This window comes from Rahnella woolbedingensis, from assembly GCF_003602095.1.
GTDB classification, from domain to species: Bacteria; Pseudomonadota; Gammaproteobacteria; order Enterobacterales; family Enterobacteriaceae; genus Rahnella; species Rahnella woolbedingensis.
The window spans coordinates 168152-190322 of the sequence record NZ_RAHH01000001.1; the positions used below are offsets into that span (position 1 = coordinate 168152).

Consider the following 22171-nt stretch of genomic DNA (forward strand, 5'->3'; position numbering starts at 1 on the left):
TAAAAAGGGACTTTTGTCCCTTTTTTATTGCCCCGATTTACTGCAACAGTTTATCGATTGCGTTTACTTTTATTACTCATTTTTAACGCTTAGTCTTCCAGATGGTATTTTTCTGAAAAAACATGAGCCAGATGTTTAAACATATTAAATACCGCCGTGGTTTTTCTGGTCGGTAAACCGTCGTCATCCATGAAAAACTCCCCGCGGAAAACCAGAACATTGCCTTTCTGCTCAACCTCTGTCGCGAGCATTCCGTGCATGTAATCCTCGTGTTCACGGATAACCTTATTCGCTTCGACCAGTAAAGCTTCGTGACTAATTGCCGATGTATTTTCGTGCATGATATTTACTCCCCACTATAATTGCTGACGTTATTGTAATCCCGCCACGGAGAAAACCGCAAATCTGCTGGGGGTAATTCGCCTGAATCGTTGTTTATAATTTAAGCGAAACAGTAAAGGGTTTACGCAGATTGGCGAAAAGAGCGTTTACGTGTTAATTAGTTTGCGTGACGATTTTTATCAGGTAGAGTGTGGGATTTTGTGGCTTCAGGTGGAATGTTTTGTTTACGCTTGGTCATTGTTTGACATAAAAACGGGCGCATTCTGCTGAGCCCTGTCTGGTTAATCCCTCGCAGAATCAGTGTTTTGAACCTCTGGAAGTCAGTTCTCGCCTCGTTTGGAAGAAATAGGTTGACGTTCTGACTCACTGCCGCAATATAAAAAAAGACGTGATATTGTGCCGCGGCATAACAAGACAAAATCTTCTTCAGATGATGAAGAATCATTCAGGTAAAGGTAATTATGGGCAAAGCTCTCGTAATAGTTGAGTCCCCGGCAAAAGCCAAAACGATTAATAAATATTTAGGAAATGACTACGTGGTTAAGTCCAGCGTCGGTCATATCCGTGATTTACCGACCAGTGGATCCGCAGCTAAAAAGACCGCCGTCTCAACCGAAGAAAAAACAAAGAAAAAAGTAAAAAAGGATGAGAAAACTGCGCTGGTTAATCGCATGGGCGTTGATCCGTTTCATGGCTGGACTGCCCAATACGAAATACTTCCCGGTAAAGAAAAAGTTGTTGCTGAGTTAAAAGCGTTAGCGGAAAAAGCTGACCACATCTATCTCGCAACCGACCTTGACCGCGAAGGAGAGGCGATTGCCTGGCATTTGCGGGAAGTGATTGGCGGTGATGACAAACGTTTCAGCCGCGTGGTATTTAACGAAATTACCAAAAACGCGATTCAGAATGCCTTTAAAGAACCGGGCGAACTGAATATTGATCGTGTTAATGCTCAGCAGGCGCGTCGCTTTATGGACCGTGTGGTGGGTTACATGGTTTCTCCACTGTTGTGGAAGAAAATTGCCCGTGGTTTATCCGCGGGTCGTGTTCAGTCCGTGGCAGTGCGTCTGGTGGTGGAACGCGAAAAAGAAATCAAAGCGTTCGTGCCGGAAGAGTACTGGGAATTGCATGCGGATTTGCTGGCGAAGAAAGAAACCGCCCTGCAAATGGAAGTGACACATCATCTGGAAAAACCGTTCAAACCGGTGAATAAAGAACAGACTCACGCTGCCGTTTCGCTGCTTGAGAAAGCGCGCTATACCGTTGTTGATCGTGAAGACAAACCGACCAGCAGCAAACCGGGCGCGCCGTTCATTACTTCCACGTTGCAACAGGCGGCCAGTACGCGTCTGAGCTTCGGCGTGAAGAAAACCATGATGATGGCCCAGCGTCTGTACGAAGCCGGTCATATTACCTATATGCGTACCGACTCCACCAACCTGAGCCAGGATGCAGTGGAAATGGTGCGCGGCTATATTGGCGAGAATTTCGGTGATAAATACCTGCCGAAAGCACCGCTGCAATACAGCAATAAAGAGAATTCTCAGGAAGCGCACGAAGCAATTCGTCCATCTGATGTGGCCGTCGTTTCCGAACAGTTGAAAGATATGGAAGCGGATGCACAGCGCCTGTATCAGCTGATCTGGCGCCAGTTTGTGGCATGTCAGATGACACCAGCCCAGTACGATTCCAGTACCCTGACGGTAAAAGCCGGTGATTATTCCCTGCGCGCTAAAGGCCGTACTCTGCGTTTTGATGGCTGGACCAAAGTGATGCCTGCGTTGCGTAAAGGCGACGAAGACAGAACTTTACCGGCGATTGAAGTGGGCACGGAACTGGAACTGCAACAGCTGCTGCCAACTCAGCATTTCACCAAGCCGCCTGCGCGTTTTAGCGAAGCGTCACTGGTTAAAGAGCTGGAAAAACGTGGCATTGGCCGTCCGTCTACTTATGCGTCGATCATTTCGACCATTCAGGACCGCGGTTATGTTCACGTTGAAAACCGTCGTTTCTATGCCGAAAAAATGGGCGAAATCGTCACCGATCGTCTGGAAGAAAACTTCCGCGAGCTGATGAACTACGATTTCACCGCGCGTATGGAAGACGGGCTGGATCAGGTCGCCAACAACAAGGCGGAATGGAAAGCGGTTCTTGATGAATTCTTCAGTGAATTCAGCAAACAGTTAGAAACTGCCGAGAAAGATCCTGAAGAAGGCGGTATGCGCCCGAATCAGATGGTACTGACCAGCATCGAATGCCCGACTTGTGGCCGTCCGATGGGGATCCGTACCGCCAGCACCGGCGTGTTCCTGGGTTGTTCCGGTTATGCCTTGCCGCCGAAAGAGCGCTGCAAAACCACCATCAACCTGATTGCTGATGCCGAAGTACTTAATATTCTGGAAGGCGACGAAGCCGAAGCCAATGCGCTGCGTGCTAAACGTCGTTGCGGCAAATGCGGCACGGCGATGGACAGCTACCTCATCGATAATCAGCGCAAATTGCATGTCTGCGGTAATAACCCGGAATGTGATGGCTATGAAATCGAGCAGGGTGAGTTCCGCATCAAGGGCTATGACGGCCCGGTTGTTGAGTGTGAGAAATGTGGTTCTGAAATGCACCTGAAAATGGGACGTTTCGGTAAATACATGGGTTGTACCAACGACGAGTGCAAAAACACCCGTAAGATTTTACGTAACGGTGACGTTGCGCCGCCGAAAGAAGATCCGGTTCCGTTGCCAGAATTGCCGTGTGAGAAATCAGACGCATATTTCGTTCTGCGTGATGGTGCGGCGGGTGTCTTCCTGGCGGCCAATACTTTCCCTAAATCGCGCGAAACCCGTGCGCCGCTGGTGGAAGAACTGAAGCGCTTTAAAGATCGTCTGCCGGAAAAACTGAGCTATCTGGCCGATGCGCCAGTCGCTGACCCGGAAGGCAATAAATCGATGGTGCGTTTCAGCCGTAAGACCAAGCAGCAGTACGTTTCCTCTGAAAAAGACGGCAAAGCCACCGGCTGGACCGCGTTCTTTGTCGACGGGAAATGGGTTGAAGGCAAAAAATAATTAGCGCCGTCATACTTTAAGCTGTTAAGCAGTTGTAAAAAACCAGTCCTCCGGGCTGGTTTTTTTATTGCATTAAGATCTATCATCGGTGAGTTCTGCGTGTTTTTATTATCAGGATGAGACAGACCGCGATCTTCGTTATGTTCTCTGGCTATACATGACGTTAATAATTGATATAATTGTTATATAAAATTTATTCTTATGCACTTAAGTAATAAGTTAATGCGTCTGGGGCATAAAACGGTGCGTTCACAGACTTCCGGTATTCGATAAAAAATCATTTCCAGACTGTTCAGCCAACGGATGAACAGGGATGGCGACAGAGTTTGAAACCAGGGTGGTATGAGATATGAAATTGCAGCAACTGCGCTACATCGTAGAGGTTGTTAATCACAATCTGAACGTCAGTTCGACGGCAGAAGGCCTTTACACGTCGCAGCCGGGTATCAGCAAACAAGTTCGCATGCTGGAAGATGAGCTGGGGATCCAGATTTTTTCGCGCAGTGGCAAACATCTGACGCAGGTGACTCCCGCCGGGCAGGAAATTATCCGCATCGCCCGCGAAGTCTTATCGAAAGTGGATGCCATCAAAGCCGTCGCTGGCGAGCATACCTATCCGGACAAAGGCTCCCTGTATGTGGCGACGACGCACACGCAGGCGCGTTATGCCTTACCTAATGTGATTAAAGGCTTTATCGAGCGTTACCCGCGCGTTTCTCTGCATATGCATCAGGGGTCGCCAACGCAGATTGCTGAAGCTGTTTCTAAAGGGAATGCCGATTTTGCTATCGCCACCGAAGCGCTGCACCTGTATGACGATCTGGTGATGCTGCCGTGCTATCACTGGAACCGTGCGGTTGTGGTTCAGCCGGATCACCCGCTGGCAGGTAAAGAGAAAGTCACCATTGAAGAGCTGGCCGCTTATCCTATCGTCACCTATACCTTCGGTTTTACCGGCCGCTCAGAGCTTGATACCGCGTTCAACCGCGCCGGTCTGACGCCGCGAATCGTCTTTACCGCTACCGATGCCGATGTAATTAAAACCTATGTGCGTCTGGGGCTCGGGGTAGGGGTGATCGCCAGTATGGCGGTTGACCCGGTTCAGGATCCGGATCTGGTCACCGTGGATGCGCGTGATATTTTCACCTACAGCACCACTAAAATCGGTTTCCGCCGCAGTACTTTCCTGCGCAGCTACATGTACGATTTCATCCAGCGCTTTGCCCCGCATCTGACCCGTGATGTGGTGGATACCGCTATTTCCCTGCGCTCAAACGAAGACATCGAAGAGATGTTTAAAGACATCAAACTGCCGGTGAAATAAACCGCAACATTTTCTTAGCTGACCGCCAGTCCCGCCGCCTCTGATGATGCCGCGGGATTTTTTTGCCTGTTGAACACTTTGAGCTGTTATCGAAATGTTAACAATTATTTGTGTTATCTTTAACTATGCACTTATAAGCCAGCGGGTTATTCCTTAAGGCCCCGCTGAGCGCTAAAGGAGAAGCTATGTCGTCTATTCGCAAGAACAGTCTGGATAAGCTGGCGGTCCAGAACAAGGAGTTCCACTACTACAGCCTGCCACTCGCAGCCAAAACGCTGGGTGATATCCAGCGCCTGCCCAAATCCCTCAAAGTTTTATTCGAAAATCTGCTGCGCCACGTTGATGGCGACACCGTAACGGAAAGTGATTTGCAGGAACTGGTCAACTGGCAGAAAACCGGCCATGCGGACAGGGAAATTGCTTACCGGCCCGCGCGTGTTCTGATGCAGGATTTCACCGGCGTACCGGCGGTGGTCGATCTGGCGGCGATGCGTCAGGCGGTCAAACGCCTTGGCGGTAACGTCGAACAGGTAAACCCGTTATCCCCTGTTGATCTGGTTATCGACCACTCGGTCACTGTCGATGAATTTGGTGATGATCATGCTTTTGATGAAAACGTCCGCCTCGAAATGGAGCGTAATAACGAACGCTATCAGTTCCTGCGCTGGGGACAAAAAGCCTTCAACCGTTTTCGTGTGGTCCCGCCCGGCACCGGTATCTGCCATCAGGTGAACCTCGAGTATCTCGGGCAAACTGTCTGGTATGAAGAACAGGATGGCAAAACGGTCGCCTATCCCGACACCCTCGTCGGTACCGATTCCCACACCACCATGATCAACGGTCTGGGCATTTTAGGCTGGGGCTGTGGGGGTATCGAAGCTGAAGCGGCGATGCTCGGACAGCCAGTCTCCATGCTGATCCCGGACGTTGTCGGGTTCAAACTGACCGGTAAATTACGCGAAGGGATCACCGCGACTGACCTGGTGCTGACGGTCACGCAGATGCTGCGTAAACACGGTGTGGTCGGCAAATTCGTTGAATTCTATGGTGACGGGTTGGCTGATTTGCCGCTGGCCGACCGCGCCACCATTGCCAATATGTCGCCTGAATTCGGGGCTACCTGCGGATTCTTCCCGGTCGATGATGTGACGCTGAGCTACATGAAACTTAGCGGCCGCAGCGATGAGCAAATCGACCTGGTGAAGGCCTATTCTCAGGTGCAGGGCTTGTGGCGTAATGCCGGAGACGAGCCGGTATTTACCAGTACACTGGCGCTGGATATGGGTGAAGTCGAGCCAAGTCTGGCCGGGCCGAAACGCCCGCAGGATCGCGTGGCGTTGCCCAACGTACCCAAAGCCTTTAAAGCCGCGACGGAACTGGAGTTGGGTAACAGCAAAGCGGGGCACAGCGATAAAGAGACGTTCACGCTGGACGGTCAGCATTATGCCCTGACCACCGGCGCGGTGGTGATTGCCGCGATCACTTCCTGTACCAATACCTCCAACCCGAGCGTGCTGATGGCTGCCGGTTTGCTGGCCAAAAATGCCGCAGAAAAAGGTCTCACCAGTAAGCCGTGGGTGAAAACCTCGCTGGCGCCGGGCTCAAAAGTGGTGACCGATTATCTTAATGCCGCCGGTCTGATGCCGTATCTGGAACAACTCGGATTTAATCTGGTGGGTTACGGGTGTACGACCTGTATCGGTAACTCCGGGCCGCTGCCTGAACCGATTGAATCGGCTATCAAAGCCGGGGATCTGACCGTCGGTGCGGTGCTTTCCGGAAACCGTAATTTCGAAGGGCGTATTCATCCGCTGATTAAAACCAACTGGCTGGCTTCACCGCCGCTGGTGGTGGCCTATGCGCTGGCCGGGAATATGAACGTCGTTCTGACGACCGATCCGCTGGGCGAGGACCAAGACGGCAAGCCGGTGTATCTGAGAGATATCTGGCCTTCTGCCAACGACATTGCCAATGCGGTCGGGCAGGTGACGACGGACATGTTCCACAAAGAATATGCCGAAGTCTTCAACGGTGATGCCAGCTGGCAGGCGATTCAGGTCGACGGCACGCCGACCTATACCTGGCAGGAAGACTCCACTTACATCCGTCATCCGCCGTTCTTCAGTGATATGAAAGCCGAGCCGGATGCGCTGGAAGATATCAAAGACGCCCGTATTCTGGCGATTCTGGCTGACTCCGTGACTACCGACCACATCTCGCCAGCCGGTAATATCAAAGCTGAAAGTCCGGCCGGGTTGTACCTCAAACAGCACGGCGTCGAACCGAAGGCGTTCAACTCTTACGGCTCGCGACGGGGTAACCATGAAGTGATGATGCGCGGGACGTTCGCCAATATCCGTATCAAAAACGAAATGGTGCCGGGCGTGGAGGGTGGTTATACCCGTCATATTCCTTCGCAGGATCAGCTGGCGATTTATGATGCCGCGATGCGCTATCAGCATGAAAGTGTGCCGACGGCGGTCATAGCCGGTAAAGAGTACGGTTCAGGTTCAAGTCGTGACTGGGCGGCGAAAGGGCCGCGTCTTCTGGGGGTTCGGGTGGTTATTGCTGAATCCTTCGAGCGTATTCACCGTTCTAATCTTATCGGGATGGGTATTTTACCGCTCGAATTCCCGCAGGGTGTCACCCGTAAAACGCTGAAACTCACCGGCGATGAGCAGATAAGCGTCAGCGGATTACAAACCCTGACGCCGGGACAGGACGTGGCGGTGCATATCGTTTACGCCGACGGACATGCAGAAACAGTGAATGCCCGCTGTCGTATCGATACCGGGAATGAGCTGACGTACTTCCAGAACGGCGGCATTTTGCATTACGTGATCCGTAAAATGCTGTAAAACCTGTTCTTCTGCCAATAAAAAAGGGCACCTTCTTAAGGTGCCCTTAATATTTTCATCGGACTATAGAATCCTTACTTGTCGAGCAGGTGACCCATTTTGGCCGCTTTGGTCGACAGGTAGCGTTCGTTTTCCGGGTTGCGGCCCACAATCAGCGGGACGCGTTCGGTGATGTTTATTCCGGCCTCTGTCAGGATTTCGACTTTCTTCGGATTGTTGGTCAGCAGGCGAACGGAATCGACGCCGAGCAATTTAAACATGTCCGCACACAGCGTGAAATCACGTTCGTCTGCGGCAAATCCGAGCTGGTGGTTGGCTTCGACGGTATCGTAGCCTTTGTCCTGAAGCGCATAAGCACGGATTTTATTGAGCAAGCCGATGTTACGGCCTTCCTGACGGTGATACATCAGGATGCCACGGCCTTCCTCAGCAATGTGATTAAGTGCCGCTTCAAGCTGGAAACCGCAGTCACAGCGCAGGCTGAACAAAGCATCACCGGTCAGGCATTCAGAGTGAACTCGTGCAAGAACGGGTGTTTCACCGCTGATGTCACCAAATACTAACGCCAGGTGGTCGTGCCCGGTGGCCAATTCTTCAAAACCCACCATCAGGAAATCGCCCCAAGGTGTTGGCAGATTGGCTTCTGCCACCCGTTTCAGCTGCATTTTACGCTCCAAAAAAACCACAAATAGTCTTGATTCACAGTGAGTATTTTACTTGTTGATGCGCATCCTACTTTCAGATGCGGCCTGTGGATAGGGAATCGGTGCCTTTCCATCATGACAGGGCACCATTTTGCCACAGTTTGCTGTTCATTTTAGCGGGAATATTTGAACGATTAGTTCATAAGATATGAATTATAACTGCATCTTCAACAATCGAAGCGTTGAGAATGTGACGAAGTGACAACGTTGGTACACTCCAACTCTTTTTTACGAATGACGGAAGGGATGACTATGTTTGATATCGCCAAACGCACAGCACTCGGCGCTGTAATTTTAATGCTGATGCCCGCCGCGGTATGGATAAGCGGATGGCTCTGGGTGCCGGGAGAAAATCCTTCTGTTTTACGCCCGCTGTACTGGGTGACCGAAACGGTGAGCGAGCCCTGGGGTATTCTCACCACCGTCATTCTTTGTGGCTGGTTCTTGTGGTGTTTGCGCTTTCGTCTCAAACCCGCCATCGGGCTGGGCGTGATTATCGCCGCCTCGCTGCTGGTCGGGCAATACGCGAAAGATTTCATCAAGGGAGAAGTGCGTGAGCCGCGACCGTATGTGGCGTGGCTGGGCACCGACCACCAGATGAACGTCGGTGAGTTTTATGCGCAAAAAAGCAAATTGCGTGGCAAGCAGGTGAAAGAAATTCTCGGCGATGACGTACAAATTCCGCACTGGCTGAACAAAAGCTGGCAAAACGATACCGGCTACGCGTTTCCTTCCGGGCATACCATGTTTGCTGCCACCTGGGCTTTGTTAGGCATCGGGTTGTTATGGCGTCGTAAGCACTACAAAACGGTCACGGTGCTGATGGTGTGGGCGGTGGTGGTCATGGGCAGCCGTCTGATGCTGGGTATGCACTGGCCGCGTGACCTGCTGGCCTCCGTAGGGATCAGCTGGATACTGGTGACGCTGGCCTGCTGGCTGACCGAGCGCTATGTCGGACCGCTGACGCCACCGCCGGCTGAAAAGCAGGAAATCAGCGAACGCGACTAGCCGTGCAATAGCCGGTAAATGACCGGTAAGTGTTTGTCATCCAAAGGGGCCGTCTGTCGTGCCCCTTTAATTTGCGCCATTCATCCCCATATACCTATCATTAGCCTGATTGCACAGAGGCATGCAGCGTCGGATACATCCTTTAAAACTGTACGAAATTGATACGGATTGCATTTAAAGCTACGGCAATATTTCCCTGCTTTGTCCGGAAATGCTAACTTATTAGGTCGGGACGAGAGTTTTTGCCATAATTCATCCGGTACATCCGGCATTACAGGAATGAATGTGAAATATTTGCTGATTTTTTTATTTTTGCTGGTCATTGTTGTGATTTCTATCACTTTGGGTGCCCATAACGATCAGACTGTGACCTTCAACTATTTGCTGGCGCAGGGTGACTATCGTGTTTCCACACTGCTTGCCGTGTTGTTTGCCACAGGTTTTATTCTCGGCTGGGTCATTTGCGGGTTGTTCTACCTCCGCGTCCGGGTGTCACTGGGGCGTGCACAACGTAAAATCAAACGTCTTGAACAACAAATTGAGCCTGTGGCCGTCGTTACGCCACCAGCAGCATCTTATGATGTCAGCAAGGAATAATCTTCTATGTTAGAACTGCTGTTTCTGTTGTTGCCCGTTGCTGCCGCCTATGGCTGGTACATGGGGCGCAGAAGTTCTCAGCAGGATAAACAGGAAAATGCTAACCGCCTGTCGCGTGAATACGTAGCGGGGGTTAACTTCCTGCTTTCCAATCAGCAGGACAAAGCGGTCGACCTGTTCCTCGAAATGTTGAAAGAGGACAGCAGCACAGTCGAAGCGCACCTGACTCTGGGTAACCTCTTTCGCTCCCGTGGCGAAGTGGATCGCGCAATCCGTATCCACCAGTCGCTGATGGAAAGTGCCTCGCTGACCTTCGAACAACGCCTGCTTGCCGTTCAGCAACTGGGCCGTGACTACATGGCTGCCGGTTTTTATGACCGCGCCGAAGACATGTTCAATCAGCTGGTGAAAGAGCAGGATTACCAGGTTTTCGCGCTCGAACAACTGCTGGTCATTCATCAGGCGACCAGCGACTGGCAGAATGCCATCGACGTGGCTGAACGTCTGGTCAAACTGGGCAAAGAAAACCGCCGTAAAGAAATTGCACATTTCTGGTGCGAACTGGCGTTGCAGGCGATGGTCGCCGATGATTTTGATAAAGCGATGGGACTGCTGAAAAAGGCGGCGGCGGCAGATAAACTCTGTGCCCGCGTCTCTATCATGCAGGGGCGGATTTTACTGGCGCAGGGTGAATATCGCAAAGCGACGGAAGCCTTGCAGCGCGTGCTGGAGCAGGATAAAGAACTGGTCAGCGAAGCGCTGCCAATGCTTCAGGAATGCTATCAGAACCTGAAAGATACCCTGAGCTGGGCCGAGTTCCTCAAACGTTGTGTGGATGAAAATACCGGTGCGGTTGCTGAGCTGATGCTGGCGGAAATCATTCATGATGAGGAAGGGCGTGAGACGGCGCAGAACTACATTAACCGCCAGCTTCAGCGCCATCCGACCATGCGTGTGTTCCATCACCTGATGGATTACCATCTGGCGGATGCAGAAGAGGGGCGTGCGAAGGAAAGCCTGGTCTTACTGCGTGACATGGTCGGCGAACAGATCCGCACCAAACCCCGTTACCGCTGCCATAAATGCGGCTTTACTGCGCATTCACTGTACTGGCATTGCCCGTCATGCCGTGGCTGGGCGACGATCAAACCAATACGCGGACTTGACGGTCAATAACTTTCCCCTTCATATTTCGTATTGCAGATGCACTGGCTGCACCTTCTCACCCGAATCACTGACTTCATTCAGCCCATCGGGATTCGTTCGTTTGCCGCCTGTCTGCAACACGAATTATTTTGGGGAAAGAAACGGGGAGTATTTAATAATTACTTCTTTTTGCTGCTGGTCTTACGGGCATTGAGCAAAGTACGTAATTTCTTGATTTCTTTGGTAGTCAGCGCAGGTTCAGTTTCTTCCGCCAGATGCTGATTATCAATCTCGTGTTCGGTCGCTTTGGCGGCCTTTTTGCTTTTTGGCGCGGCAGGATTAAAACTCTGTTCCAGTCGTGCTGCGACTTCTGCGCTTAATGAATGTTCTGCGTCAGCGGCGGCGTTTTTGATCAGCTCTTTTAATTCAACCGGAATTTTGACGGTCAGGGTTGTTATCTCACTCATTTTTCAGCCTTTCCTTAGAGTAAAAGTAACAAGCTATGCCAGCCTTGTCGTGTCGTCTAGTGATTCACAAAAATTTAATAAATCTGTCACATTATGTGTAGCTGTGAATTCAGCGTTTTGCCATGTAAAATGCGGGCGGCAAAAAAACTATTTTTCCTTCCCGATTTGAATTCACACAAGAGGCTGACGATATGAAGTCTGAAAATAACATTAACAACAACGACTTAAATACATCACCTATTGTTGTCGCACTTGACTATGCCGACAAATCCTCCGCGCTGGCGTTTGCCGATAAGATTGACCCACGTGATTGCCGCCTGAAAGTGGGCAAAGAGATGTTCACGCATTTTGGTCCGCAGATGGTCAAAGATTTGCAAACCCGCGGTTTTGACGTTTTTCTCGATTTGAAATTCCACGATATTCCGAATACCACCGCGCGTGCCGTTGCCGCCGCGGCCGATCTGGGCGTGTGGATGGTCAACGTCCACGCCAGCGGCGGGGCGCGTATGATGACCGCAGCCAAAGAAGCGCTGGCACCCTTTGGTAAAGATGCCCCGTTGCTGATTGCGGTGACCGTTCTGACCAGTATGGAAAGCAGTGATCTGGCGGACTTAGGTATTACCCTTTCTCCTGCCGATTACGCCGAGCGTCTGGCGCGTCTGACCCGTGATTGTGGTCTGGACGGTGTGGTGTGTTCTGCTCAGGAAGCGACGCGCTTCAAATCTGCGCTGGGCCAGGCATTCCAGCTGGTGACGCCGGGCATTCGTCCTGCGGGCAGTAAGGCAGACGATCAGCGTCGCGTTATGACCCCGCAGGAGGCGCTGGCCGCCGGTGTCGATTACATGGTGATTGGCCGTCCGATTACGCAGTCAGCCGATCCGGCGCAGACCCTGCGTGATATCCGCACCTCCCTGCGTTAAGAAGGAAAACGTATGAGCAATGACAACAACAGCCGTCTGGTCTATTCAACCGACAGCGGAAGGATTGATGAGCCGAAAGCCGTCGTCGTGCGCCCGCAAGGGGACGGTATTGTGCGTATTCAGCGCCAGACCAGCGGCCGTAAAGGTAAAGGCGTGTGCCTGATCACCGGCGTCAGTCTTGATGATGTCGCACTGGAAAAACTCGCGGCGGAACTGAAGAAGAAATGCGGTTGCGGCGGGGCGGTGAAAGAGGGCGTGATTGAGATCCAGGGCGATAAACGCGACCTGCTCAAACAGTTGCTGGAAGCCAAAGGAATGAAAGTGAAACTGGCAGGCGGCTGAAAGGGATAAACAATAAGATGCTGCATCCTTACGGTGCAGCATCTTGTGCGACTTTAGAGATATCACAACGCCGGGAGCGTTGTTTGTCATCCAAAAAGATGACAAGAAAGGTGACCTGAAAAACTGCCCAATCCTATTTTTAGCTTTATTCGTTGCTTAACGCTTACGTTTTTGATGCCAATGAAATAGAACTTATTCTCTGACAGTTTTATTTACTGACCTGGTGCCCGACAATACCCCCTACCGCAGCGCCGCCGAGTGTCCCTAACGTACTGCCGTCAGTCAGAACTGCACCGCCCAGCGCACCGGCACCCGCACCAATTGCGGTGTTACGGTCACGCTTAGACCAGTTACCACAAGCACTGACAGACATCGCCAGAGTAAGAACCAGTGCAATACTGGCAACACGTTTATTTACGAGCATCATAATATTTCTCCTTTCCAGACGCAGTTGTGCATCCGTTAATTAAAAATAGTGAAATGGATATTCATTCACTAGGTGAATAATCTTAATTCACCATGAACCCGTCTTCTCACCACACAAAAAACTAAAAACAGCGAACAGCATGACCCCATTTCCGGAGCAAACAGGCACTTTTACGTTTGCAGCAGAACTGTACGCACTCTTTAGCGATTTGCCCCATACCTGCTCGCAGCCCCCGACCAGACAATAAAGCATCGCAATAAGAGGGAACCATGATGCTTAAACAACTGAAAGAGCAGGTATTAGAGGCCAATCTGGCACTGCCGCGCCACAATCTGGTGACCTTTACCTGGGGAAATGTCAGCGCCGTTGACCGTGCTGAAGGGCTGATAGTGATTAAACCGTCGGGAGTGGAATACGACCACATGGGCGTGGACGACATGGTGGTGGTGGAACTGGAAACCGGCAAAATCGTTGAGGGCAGCAAAAAGCCGTCTTCGGATACTGATACTCACCGGGTACTGTACCTCAATTTCCCAGAAGCGGGCGGTATTGTTCATACACATTCGCGCCACGCGACCATCTGGTCCCAGGCCGGTCTGGACATTCCGGCATGGGGCACCACTCACGCGGATTATTTCTACGGCAATATTCCCTGCACACGCCGGATGACGGAAGAGGAAATTGCCGGACGTTATGAATGGGAAACCGGCGAAGTGATCGTCAAAACTTTCGCTGAAAGAAACCTGTCACCGGCAGATATTCCGGCGGTACTGGTGCATTCACACGGGCCGTTTACCTGGGGAACTGATGCACAGAACGCCGTGCATAATGCCGTGGTGCTGGAAGAAATCGCGTATATGGGGATTTTCTCACGCCAGTTAACGCCGCAGCTGCCGGATATGCAGCCACAGCTTTTAGACAAGCATTACCTGCGCAAACACGGTAAGAATGCCTACTACGGCCAGTAACCCTGTGCAAACTTCAGGTTGCAGGCACGCTGACTGCAACCGAAGTATTGCTGCTGCACATCAGCCAACCAGACTGACTTTCATTCCTGCCTGTTCCAGATGCTGCTGATAGTCTGCAGAGAGTTTATCGTCAGTAATGACCCGGCTGAACGCGCTGACCGGGCCGAGCGGATTGAGATTAATTTGCCCGAATTTTGAGGAATCCGTCAGGACGATATTTTCCGCCCCTTTCTCAACCACCGCATTTACAACATCGGCGCGCAGCATGTCGCGACCGGTAAAACCTGTCGCCTGCGTGAAACCGTCAATCCCCATAAACGCCTTGCTGAAATTCATCTGTTGCAGACACAGTCTGGTCAGCGGGCCGACCACGGTCTGACTGGTTTTCTGATACATCCCGCCCAGCAGAACCACTTCACACGGCATACTTTTCAATAATGACGCCACGTAACTGCTGACGGTAATGACGGTCAGATTCTTTTTGTCAGCCAGATATTGAGCCAGCAGGGCGATACTGCTGCCGCTTTCGAAAAACACAGTTTCCCCGTCCTGGATCAGTGACGCGGCAAATTTCGCCAGCTTCTGCTTTTGCGCAAAATTAGACATCATGCGGGTATCAACGTCGTCAGTCTGGATAGCGACGGCAAAACCGTGGGCACGGCGCAGGTAATGACGCTGTTCCAGCTGAGTCAGATCATGGCGGATGGTGACTTCAGAAACCTGACAAATCTGTGACAACTCAGTGACGCTGATGCGCTGTTTGTCGTTTACCCATTGCAGAATGATTTGTTGTCTGTCGTTCATAATTGCCCAAAAGTAAGGGCGGCCGGAACCGCCCAAAGAAAGAAATATCAGTTGAGAACGTTAAAGCGAGTGTTCAGTACGGGCGATAATATCATCCTGAGCCTCCGGCGATAAGGCCGTAAAGAACGCGGAATAACCGGCCACGCGAACCACCAGGTCACGATAGCTTTGTGGCTCCTCACGGGCTTTCAGCAACGTCTCGCGGGAAACAATATTGTACTGAACATGCCAGCCGTGATGCTCCTCGAAGAATGTCCGCAGCATCAACATTAACGTCTGGCGGTCATTTTCGTTTTCCAGCGACGCGGGGTTCAGCTTCTGGTTAAGTAATACGCCGCCCAGAATCGCCTCGGTTGGCAATTTACCCAGCGAGTTAAATACCGCAGTCGGGCCAAGATGGTCGGTGCCCGATGCCGGACTTGCGCCTTCTGCCAGCGGAGTAAAGGCTTTGCGGCCATCCGGCGTCGCCGTGGTAGCGGCACCGAAAGGCACGTTAGCAGAGATCGACGATGTACCGGCGTAATACGTTCCCCCCACCGGACCGCGGCCGAAACGGGTATTGTGATAATTCGACAGCTCATCGATATAACACTGATACGCGCGCACCAGCAGATTATCCACTGTGTCGTGATCATTGCCGTATTTCTCTGCGCCGTTAATCAGGCGCTGGCGCAGGCGTTCGCCGTCCAGCCCGGCATAATCCGATGCCAGCGCGTTGGCCAGTTCCTGCTGACCGATAGTTCCCTGATCAAAGACCAGTTTCTTCACCGCTGCCAGACTGTTACCCAGATTAGCGATCCCGACCTGCAAACCGGAAACCCAGTCATATTTTGCGCCACCTTGTTTAATGGTTTTGCCACGTTCAATGCAGTCATCGACCAGTGCGGAACATAAAATATCCTGCGCGTTTTCTTCCAGAACCGTATCGACCACGCATTCGATCTCGATAGATTTGCGGGTGTAATAACGGATCTGTTCATCCCACTGAGCAAAAATCTGTTCGAAATTATCGAAATTGCCCTGTGACAACCCGCGTTCCTGTGGCAGGAAACGGGTGTGGCTTTTCGCGTCCTTACCTTGTTCCAGCGCAGCCAGCATGACGCGGGCAAAGTTGATGAAACTCATGCCGGTGCAGCGGTATCCCCATTTGCCGCCCACAGCGGTTTCGATACAACCAATAGCCGCATAATCATAGGCATCCTGTTTTTCGACGCCCAGTTTGATGAATTCAGGAATAACGATTTCATCGTTATTGAACGCAGGCATCCCAAAGCCGCAGCGGATCACCTGCACGCAGGCGTCGAGGAAATCATGACTCATCCCGGCGTGATAACGCACGCTGAGATTCGGCTGGGTGGAGCGCAGCTGCCCGCAGGACTCCAGCACCGCGTAAGACAGCGGATTGACCGCATCTGAGGCGATGCCATTGCGTAAAGTCTGACCGCCGATGGTGACGTTCTGATACAGCGGGCTTCCGGCTGAGGCTTTAGAATGCGTACCGGAGCGGATTTTGTTCACTTCCAGCAGTTTCAGCCAGCAGCTTTGCAGCAGCTCAATCGCCTGACTGCGTTCCAGCGTCTGTTCCAGTTCCACATCGCGACGGTAGAACGGATACAGATACTGATCCATACGCCCGAATGAAACGGAGTGACCATTGGATTCGATCTGCAAAATCAGCTGAATGAAATAGCACAACTGCAATGCCTGCCAGAAATTTTCCGGTGGCCGGTGGGCAATCACATCGCAGTTCGCCGCCATCGCTTGTAACTCGGCACGACGACTTTCGCGGGTTTCAGAAACAGTCATCTCACGTGCCAGTTCAGCAAAGCGCAGAACATGATCACTGACGGCGTGCAGCGTGATATCAATGGCCTTGAGCAACTGCTCCTTGTGCAGATCTTCCCAGTCAGTCAGTTGAATGCGGCTGCGGCGTTCATCCACTTTATGACGTAAACCGTCAATACCGAGTTCCAGCAGCAGCGGGAAATTCACTGCCAGATGGGCGTCGCCGGACGTCATATTCCCTTCTGCTTTCACAATCCCGCTGTCGAGCAGCGCTTTCTGTTCGTCGGTAAACATCCCGTAGCAGCGGTCCTGAACCGTCTGACCACGCCACCACGGACAAATTTCGTGCAGGATTTTTTTGTTCTCTTCGCTGACGGCAAAACCGGCGCCCGGCCGGTCTGCCAGCGCATCAATTTCACTTTCGATCCAGCCGACGGTGTATTCCGGGAAAATCGGTGCTGCGCGCACTTCACTGGCCTGATTACCGACGATCAGCTCATCATGTTTGATCCAGATAGTGCGTTTGCTCAGATGTTCAGCCAGCGCCAGTGCGCGGCGCACCGCCAGTGGCTTGTCGGCATGTTGCTGATAAATCTGCGTGTAATGCTGCGCGCGTTCAGTACAGACCGGTGGCTTCACGATATGGATCAGGGCTTCTTTATGAGCGCGGATCCGGGCGGAAAGGGTATTCAGATTCAGCTGGGTCATTATTCTTATCCTCTTAACTGTGAACATAGCCCTTTTTGTGCGGCGTACTCTTCGGCAAACGTCAGCAGGTCAGGGTCATTTAGCGGCTGGCGAGAAGCCAGATAAGGTTGCCCGAGCAGGGCGTATTTATTGATGCCAAGCGTGTGATATGGCAAAAAGTGAATGGCTTCGCAGCCAGTTTCCTCCGCTGCGAAATCGACAATCTGGCGGATGGAAATACGGTCAGCGTTGAAATCAGGAATCAACGGAACGCGCACGATGAGCTTTTGTCCGGCAGCAGAAAGACGACGGAAATTATCCATAACGCGTTTTACCGAGCCACCGGTCAGGCGTTTAAAAGGTTCACCGGCGACATGTTTTAAGTCCGCCAGCACGAGATCGAGCGCGCCGAGAGAGGGCTCAATGTATTTCCATGGCACATGCAGACAGGTTTCCACGGCCGTATGCAAACCTTCCTGTTTGCAGCGTTGCAGTAACGTCCGTGCTGTTTGCGGCTGCATAAAAGGTTCGCCACCGGACAGCGTCACGCCACCGCCGGTACGCTGATAAAAAGGCTTATCACGCAAAATTTGTTGCATCAGTGCATCGATCTCCACCTCATCGCCGCACACGCTCAGCGCGCCGGAAGGGCAGGTTTGTTCTATCTGACATAAATCCGCCACAGTAAAACTTTCCTGCCGGACACTGATCCTGCCGTTTTCAAATGTGACGGCATGAGGAAAAACCTGCGCGCAATAATCACATCCAGCGCTGCACAAGCGGGTATCGAACAAAATATCGTGTCCGGCAGAACGACTTTCCGGGTTCTGACACCAGGTGCATCCCAGCGAACAGCCTTTGAGAAACACCACCGTGCGGATGCCGGGGCCATCATGTGTGGAATAACGCTGCACATTGAAAATCATCTCGACACTCCTTTGTGTCTTTTCTTCTTTCGTAATTTACACACTTTCATTCGAAAGTAATTTTGATGATGATCAACAAACCTTCTGCTTGCAGAGGTACACTCTCTGAACTTTGCATTTGCTCACAGGTTTAAGGAGAGAGTTATGGAGTTGTATCTCGATACTGCTGATGTGACTGCGGTCAAACGTCTTTCACGAATATTGCCGTTGCAGGGGGTGACCACCAATCCGAGCATCGTGGCGAAAGCGGGTAAACCGCTGTGGGAAGTGTTGCCTGCGTTGCGCGATGCGCTGGGGGGTAATGGCAAATTATTTGCACAGGTGATGGCGCCTGATGCCGAGCAGATGGTCGCGGAAGCCCTGTTACTGACGCAGCGCGTATCAGGTTTGGTGGTCAAGATCCCCGTAACCTCTGAAGGGCTGGCCGCGATTAAAAAGCTGAAAGGTATGAATATCCCGACCCTTGGCACTGCCGTTTACGGGGCAGGTCAGGGGCTGTTATCGGCGCTTGCGGGGGCTGAATACGTCGCGCCTTACGTCAACCGGCTGGATGCGCAGGGCGGCGACGGTATCGCGATGGTCAAAGAGTTGCAGACCCTGCTGAACCTTCATGCGCCGCAATCCAAAGTGCTGGCCGCCAGTTTCAGAACGCCGCGTCAGGCAATGGATTGTCTGCTGGCCGGTTGTCAGTCAATCACTCTGCCGGTCGATGTCGCGGAACAACTGCTCGATACTCCGGCGGTGCAGGCGGCAGTTGAAAAATTTGATGCCGACTGGCGTCAGGCCTTCGGAACCACGTCAATCAGCTGATCTCTTTTGCAATAACACACCTGCAATACCGAACCCGCACAGGCGACTGCTGCGGGTTTTTTGTTTTTCCGATGTGAAAACTCCCAAAGAAAAATCTGAAAATGTGATTTCCTACCGAAATTAAATATTGACGATTTAATTTATTAAAACTACCGATCTAAAAAATAGAAACATCGTTTCAATTTATGATTTGAATCACTTTTATCACTCCGAGAAATGGATAACGTAGCGTCATTCCAAAGTCCGTTACATTTAAATCAGGTGAATAATATGCACATTAAAAGAGCGATAGAAAAAATCCCCGGTGGCATGATGTTGGTGCCTCTGTTCCTCGGCGCCCTGTGTCATACCTTTGCCCCGGACTCGGGGAAATATTTCGGTTCTTTCACCAATGGCCTGATGACCGGTACGGTGCCTATTCTGGCGGTCTGGTTCTTCTGTATGGGCGCATCGATTAAAATCAGCGCGACCGGCACCGTGTTGCGTAAATCCGGCACACTGGTCGTCACCAAAATTGCCGTTGCCTGGATTGTTGCTGCGATAGCCTCACGCTTCATGCCGGAAAACGGCGTTGAGTTTGGCTTCTTCGCCGGGTTGTCGGTACTGGCGCTGGTTGCGGCGATGGACATGACCAACGGCGGCTTATACGCTTCCGTGATGGAGCAATATGGCACGAAAGAAGAGGCGAGCGCCTTCGTGCTGATGTCGCTGGAATCCGGTCCGCTGATGACTATGATCATTCTTGGCACGGCGGGTATTGCCTCTTTTGAACCGCACATTTTTGTCGGCGCCGTTCTGCCTTTCCTGATTGGTTTTGGCCTGGGCAATCTGGATCCTGAACTGCGTGAATTCTTCGGCAAAGCGATTAAAACACTGATCCCGTTCTTTGGTTTTGCACTCGGTTGCACCATCAATCTGAACGTGATTGCACAGACAGGTCTGCTGGGAATTCTGCTGGGTCTTTCCGTTATTGTAGTGACTGGCATCCCGCTGATGCTGGCGGATAAATTTATCGGAGGCGGTGACGGGACAGCCGGTGTGGCAGCCTCCAGTTCTGCCGGTGCTGCTGTCGCCACTCCGGTACTGATCGCAGAAATGGTGCCACAGTTTAAACCTATCGCCCCGGCCGCCACCGCACTGGTCGCCACGTCAGTTATCGTGACTTCCATTCTGGTTCCGATTCTTACAGCGATGTGGTCAAGAAGAGTCAAGAGCAAAGCGGTGAAAGGCAAAGTGGCGATGGATCCGCCGATGGCGAGTGTGAAATAACTCCGGATTTGGCTTATTCCTCCCTTTCGCAGAAGGATGAATATGAAGCTGCTTATGGGTTTTCTTTTGCTCCTCCCCCTGCGAAGGGGGAGGCTGGGAGGGAGTTGTCAGGAATTAGCCTAAAGTCCTGGCGCTTTCCACATCGATGTCGTCAGTTGCCTGTCTACCAGCCTCAGCTGATCCGCATAGACCTCCTGCCAGTTGGCTTTCTGCACCAGATATTTTGCATGATTAGCCACATCCGGCTGATATTCCCGTTCCCAGCGCACCAGCGCTTCGCCAGTTTCAGCAAGCGATGAATACACACCTGCCGCGACACCGGCGGCAATCGCGCAACCCAGTGCGGTGGCTTCTTTAACTACCGGCACATTAACCGGAACGCCGGTTACGTCACTTAAAATCTGACACCATAATTTGCCCTTCGAACCGCCGCCGGAAAACACCAGCGATTTGGCTCGCACGCCGGAAAATGAGGCGATCATATCCAGATTACAGGCCGAGACGATGGCCGCGTTTTCTTCCAGCGCGCGAAACAGCACCGGTTTGTTGCACTTTTCCGGGTCGATGGAAAGATTGATAAAAGACGGTGCAGCGTGATACCAGTTCTTGAAATGCATCGCATCAGAAAACACCGGCGTGACGCCCCAGGCACCAACAGGTACCCGCGCAGCCATGTCTTCCAGCAAACTGTAGGCATCCACACCCAGACGATGTGCCATGGTTTTTTCTTCGGTACAAAATGCATCGCGGAACCAGCGCATGGTCAGGCCGGTGAAGAAACTGATCGACTCAGCCTGCGCCATGCCGGGGATGACGTGCGGATTGACGCGGATATTCATCTCCGGGTCGGTGATCGCCTGCGGCAGATTGACGATTTGCTGCCAGAAGGTGCCGCCGAGTACCGCCGTCTGGCCGGGGCGTACCAGCCCGAGGCCGAGCGTGCCGAGCTGGGCATCGCCGCCGCCCATGCCCACCGGCGTTCCGGCTTTCAGGCCGCATGCGTCTGCCGCAGCAGCAGTCACATACCCGAGTCGTGTCCCGGTTTCGGCCACTGGCGAAAGCATATCCGCGCGTAAACCCGCCATATCCAGCAGCTCAGGCCGCCAGTTACGGGTGGCTAGATCCAGCATGCCGGTAGTGCCTGCATTGGAAGGATCCACTGCCAGTTCGCCGCTGAGCATATACGCCAGCCAGTCGCTGATCATGGTCACCGTGGCCGCCTGACGGTAAATGTCCGGGCGATGATGTGCCAGCCACAGCAACCGTGGCATGGCGCTCAGTGCCAGCGTCTGGCCGGAACATTCATACACTTCGCGTTCAAATTCGAAATCGTGGATTTCTTTTAATTCAGAGACTTCACGGCTGGCGCGGGCATCAACGTTAGCGCACGCCCAGATGGGTTCACCGGCTTTGTCGTAGAGCACGATGCCTTCGCGCATGGAACAGGCGGCGACGGCACGGATAGCGGAAGCAGGAAGATGCGCCTCATGCAGCGCCTGACGGATACACTGGCAGGCCAGTTGCCAGTTTTTTTGCAGGTCAAACTCCATCGAACCGGGGACATCCGGCACCGCCAGATGGATCCACTCAGCTTGTCCGGCAGCAATCTGCTCGCCTTCAAGATTAAAAATGACCGCCCGGATACTGCCGGTACCGGCATCCAGCGCCATTAAATAGCTACGATCTTCGTCAGAGTTCAGGGTAGAGGTCATCGCTACGTTCTCTCGT

Annotated in this window: 19 protein-coding genes; 11 read left to right on the top strand and 8 right to left on the bottom strand. The window is 52.2% G+C overall.

Annotated elements, in window-relative coordinates; genetic code table 11:
• Positions 1-89 precede the first annotated feature (89 nt).
• A complete protein-coding gene (locus D6C13_RS00775) occupies positions 90-341 on the bottom strand; it encodes a YciN family protein (RefSeq protein ID WP_120130941.1) in 252 nt (83 codons plus the stop codon).
• A 462-nt stretch (positions 342-803) separates the two neighbouring features.
• On the opposite strand from D6C13_RS00775, the gene topA reads away from it, so the two are divergent.
• From topA to acnA, 3 genes are all read left to right on the top strand, one after another.
• Complete coding sequence (gene topA / locus D6C13_RS00780; protein WP_120130942.1) at positions 804-3401, top strand: type I DNA topoisomerase; 2598 nt, start codon at positions 804-806, stop codon at positions 3399-3401.
• A gap of 349 nt (positions 3402-3750) precedes the next feature.
• Positions 3751-4725 (top strand): HTH-type transcriptional regulator CysB, encoded by a 975-nt coding sequence (gene cysB, locus D6C13_RS00785; RefSeq protein WP_120130943.1) that lies wholly within the window; start codon positions 3751-3753, stop codon positions 4723-4725.
• 185 nt (positions 4726-4910) lie between these two features.
• The gene (gene acnA / locus D6C13_RS00790; RefSeq protein ID WP_120130944.1) at positions 4911-7583 is read left to right on the top strand and encodes an aconitate hydratase AcnA; all 2673 of its coding nucleotides are present in this window, start codon (positions 4911-4913) and stop codon (positions 7581-7583) included.
• Between the two features lie 74 nt (positions 7584-7657).
• On the opposite strand, the gene ribA is transcribed toward acnA, so the two are convergent.
• Positions 7658-8248, bottom strand: coding sequence for a GTP cyclohydrolase II (gene ribA / locus D6C13_RS00795; RefSeq protein ID WP_101076876.1), 591 nt, complete (start codon positions 8246-8248; stop codon positions 7658-7660).
• A gap of 291 nt (positions 8249-8539) precedes the next feature.
• Here ribA and pgpB point away from each other — a divergent pair, with 291 nt between their 5' ends.
• The 3 genes from pgpB to lapB all read left to right on the top strand — a co-directional run bounded on the left by pgpB (position 8540) and on the right by lapB (position 11068).
• Positions 8540-9295 carry a phosphatidylglycerophosphatase B gene (gene pgpB / locus D6C13_RS00800; RefSeq protein ID WP_120130945.1) on the top strand — a complete coding sequence of 252 codons (756 nt, stop codon included), beginning with the start codon at positions 8540-8542 and terminating at the stop codon, positions 9293-9295.
• A gap of 285 nt (positions 9296-9580) precedes the next feature.
• The gene (locus tag D6C13_RS00805; RefSeq protein ID WP_120131034.1) at positions 9581-9892 is read left to right on the top strand and encodes a LapA family protein; all 312 of its coding nucleotides are present in this window, start codon (positions 9581-9583) and stop codon (positions 9890-9892) included.
• 6 nt (positions 9893-9898) lie between these two features.
• A complete protein-coding gene (gene lapB / locus D6C13_RS00810) occupies positions 9899-11068 on the top strand; it encodes a lipopolysaccharide assembly protein LapB (RefSeq protein WP_120130946.1) in 1170 nt (389 codons plus the stop codon).
• Positions 11069-11217: 149 nt separating this feature from the next.
• Here the strand turns inward: lapB and D6C13_RS00820 are convergent, their stop codons facing one another.
• The gene (locus D6C13_RS00820; RefSeq protein WP_120130948.1) at positions 11218-11505 is read right to left on the bottom strand and encodes an Arc family DNA-binding protein; all 288 of its coding nucleotides are present in this window, start codon (positions 11503-11505) and stop codon (positions 11218-11220) included.
• Positions 11506-11696: 191 nt separating this feature from the next.
• On the opposite strand from D6C13_RS00820, the gene pyrF reads away from it, so the two are divergent.
• A complete protein-coding gene (pyrF, locus tag D6C13_RS00825; RefSeq protein ID WP_120130949.1) occupies positions 11697-12425 on the top strand; it encodes an orotidine-5'-phosphate decarboxylase in 729 nt (242 codons plus the stop codon).
• Positions 12426-12437: 12 nt separating this feature from the next.
• Complete coding sequence (yciH, locus tag D6C13_RS00830) at positions 12438-12767, top strand: stress response translation initiation inhibitor YciH (protein ID WP_120130950.1); 330 nt, start codon at positions 12438-12440, stop codon at positions 12765-12767.
• A 208-nt stretch (positions 12768-12975) separates the two neighbouring features.
• On the opposite strand, the gene osmB is transcribed toward yciH, so the two are convergent.
• Entirely contained in the window at positions 12976-13194 is a 219-nt protein-coding gene (gene osmB / locus D6C13_RS00835; RefSeq protein WP_015697121.1) for an osmotically-inducible lipoprotein OsmB, read from the bottom strand.
• A 272-nt stretch (positions 13195-13466) separates the two neighbouring features.
• On the opposite strand from osmB, the gene araD reads away from it, so the two are divergent.
• Positions 13467-14162, top strand: a complete 696-nt coding sequence (gene araD / locus D6C13_RS00840) for an L-ribulose-5-phosphate 4-epimerase (RefSeq protein ID WP_120130951.1) — start codon at positions 13467-13469, stop codon at positions 14160-14162.
• 60 nt (positions 14163-14222) lie between these two features.
• Here araD and D6C13_RS00845 read toward each other — a convergent pair whose 3' ends face one another.
• From D6C13_RS00845 to D6C13_RS00855, 3 genes are read right to left on the bottom strand one after another with little or no spacing between them, the layout of a single operon-like run.
• Positions 14223-14966 (bottom strand): DeoR/GlpR family DNA-binding transcription regulator, encoded by a 744-nt coding sequence (locus D6C13_RS00845; protein ID WP_120130952.1) that lies wholly within the window; start codon positions 14964-14966, stop codon positions 14223-14225.
• Between the two features lie 60 nt (positions 14967-15026).
• Complete coding sequence (locus tag D6C13_RS00850; protein ID WP_120130953.1) at positions 15027-17459, bottom strand: formate C-acetyltransferase/glycerol dehydratase family glycyl radical enzyme; 2433 nt, start codon at positions 17457-17459, stop codon at positions 15027-15029.
• 5 nt (positions 17460-17464) lie between these two features.
• A complete protein-coding gene (locus tag D6C13_RS00855; protein ID WP_120130954.1) occupies positions 17465-18364 on the bottom strand; it encodes a glycyl-radical enzyme activating protein in 900 nt (299 codons plus the stop codon).
• A gap of 144 nt (positions 18365-18508) precedes the next feature.
• Here D6C13_RS00855 and fsa point away from each other — a divergent pair, with 144 nt between their 5' ends.
• A complete protein-coding gene (fsa, locus tag D6C13_RS00860; RefSeq protein WP_120130955.1) occupies positions 18509-19174 on the top strand; it encodes a fructose-6-phosphate aldolase in 666 nt (221 codons plus the stop codon).
• Between the two features lie 270 nt (positions 19175-19444).
• A complete protein-coding gene (kdgT, locus tag D6C13_RS00865) occupies positions 19445-20443 on the top strand; it encodes a 2-keto-3-deoxygluconate transporter (protein WP_120130956.1) in 999 nt (332 codons plus the stop codon).
• Positions 20444-20562: 119 nt separating this feature from the next.
• Here kdgT and lsrK read toward each other — a convergent pair whose 3' ends face one another.
• Positions 20563-22155, bottom strand: coding sequence for an autoinducer-2 kinase (gene lsrK / locus D6C13_RS00870; RefSeq protein WP_167457965.1), 1593 nt, complete (start codon positions 22153-22155; stop codon positions 20563-20565).
• Positions 22156-22171 lie beyond the last annotated feature (16 nt).

Excerpts from the sequence above, each read along its gene's own strand:
- lapB (WP_120130946.1), top strand. The coding sequence starts at position 9,899 with ATGTTAGAACTGCTGTTTCTGTTGTTGCCCGTTGCTGCCGCCTATGGC.
- cysB (WP_120130943.1), top strand. The coding sequence starts at position 3,751 with ATGAAATTGCAGCAACTGCGCTACATCGTAGAGGTTGTTAATCACAAT.
- kdgT (WP_120130956.1), top strand. The coding sequence starts at position 19,445 with ATGCACATTAAAAGAGCGATAGAAAAAATCCCCGGTGGCATGATGTTG.
- lsrK (WP_167457965.1), bottom strand. The coding sequence starts at position 22,155 with ATGACCTCTACCCTGAACTCTGACGAAGATCGTAGCTATTTAATGGCG.
- D6C13_RS00775 (WP_120130941.1), bottom strand. The coding sequence starts at position 341 with ATGCACGAAAATACATCGGCAATTAGTCACGAAGCTTTACTGGTCGAA.
- osmB (WP_015697121.1), bottom strand. The coding sequence starts at position 13,194 with ATGATGCTCGTAAATAAACGTGTTGCCAGTATTGCACTGGTTCTTACT.
- pgpB (WP_120130945.1), top strand. The coding sequence starts at position 8,540 with ATGTTTGATATCGCCAAACGCACAGCACTCGGCGCTGTAATTTTAATG.
- D6C13_RS00845 (WP_120130952.1), bottom strand. The coding sequence starts at position 14,966 with ATGAACGACAGACAACAAATCATTCTGCAATGGGTAAACGACAAACAG.
- pyrF (WP_120130949.1), top strand. The coding sequence starts at position 11,697 with ATGAAGTCTGAAAATAACATTAACAACAACGACTTAAATACATCACCT.
- D6C13_RS00820 (WP_120130948.1), bottom strand. The coding sequence starts at position 11,505 with ATGAGTGAGATAACAACCCTGACCGTCAAAATTCCGGTTGAATTAAAA.
- yciH (WP_120130950.1), top strand. The coding sequence starts at position 12,438 with ATGAGCAATGACAACAACAGCCGTCTGGTCTATTCAACCGACAGCGGA.
- araD (WP_120130951.1), top strand. The coding sequence starts at position 13,467 with ATGCTTAAACAACTGAAAGAGCAGGTATTAGAGGCCAATCTGGCACTG.
- ribA (WP_101076876.1), bottom strand. The coding sequence starts at position 8,248 with ATGCAGCTGAAACGGGTGGCAGAAGCCAATCTGCCAACACCTTGGGGC.
- topA (WP_120130942.1), top strand. The coding sequence starts at position 804 with ATGGGCAAAGCTCTCGTAATAGTTGAGTCCCCGGCAAAAGCCAAAACG.
- D6C13_RS00855 (WP_120130954.1), bottom strand. The coding sequence starts at position 18,364 with ATGATTTTCAATGTGCAGCGTTATTCCACACATGATGGCCCCGGCATC.
- D6C13_RS00850 (WP_120130953.1), bottom strand. The coding sequence starts at position 17,459 with ATGACCCAGCTGAATCTGAATACCCTTTCCGCCCGGATCCGCGCTCAT.
- fsa (WP_120130955.1), top strand. The coding sequence starts at position 18,509 with ATGGAGTTGTATCTCGATACTGCTGATGTGACTGCGGTCAAACGTCTT.
- acnA (WP_120130944.1), top strand. The coding sequence starts at position 4,911 with ATGTCGTCTATTCGCAAGAACAGTCTGGATAAGCTGGCGGTCCAGAAC.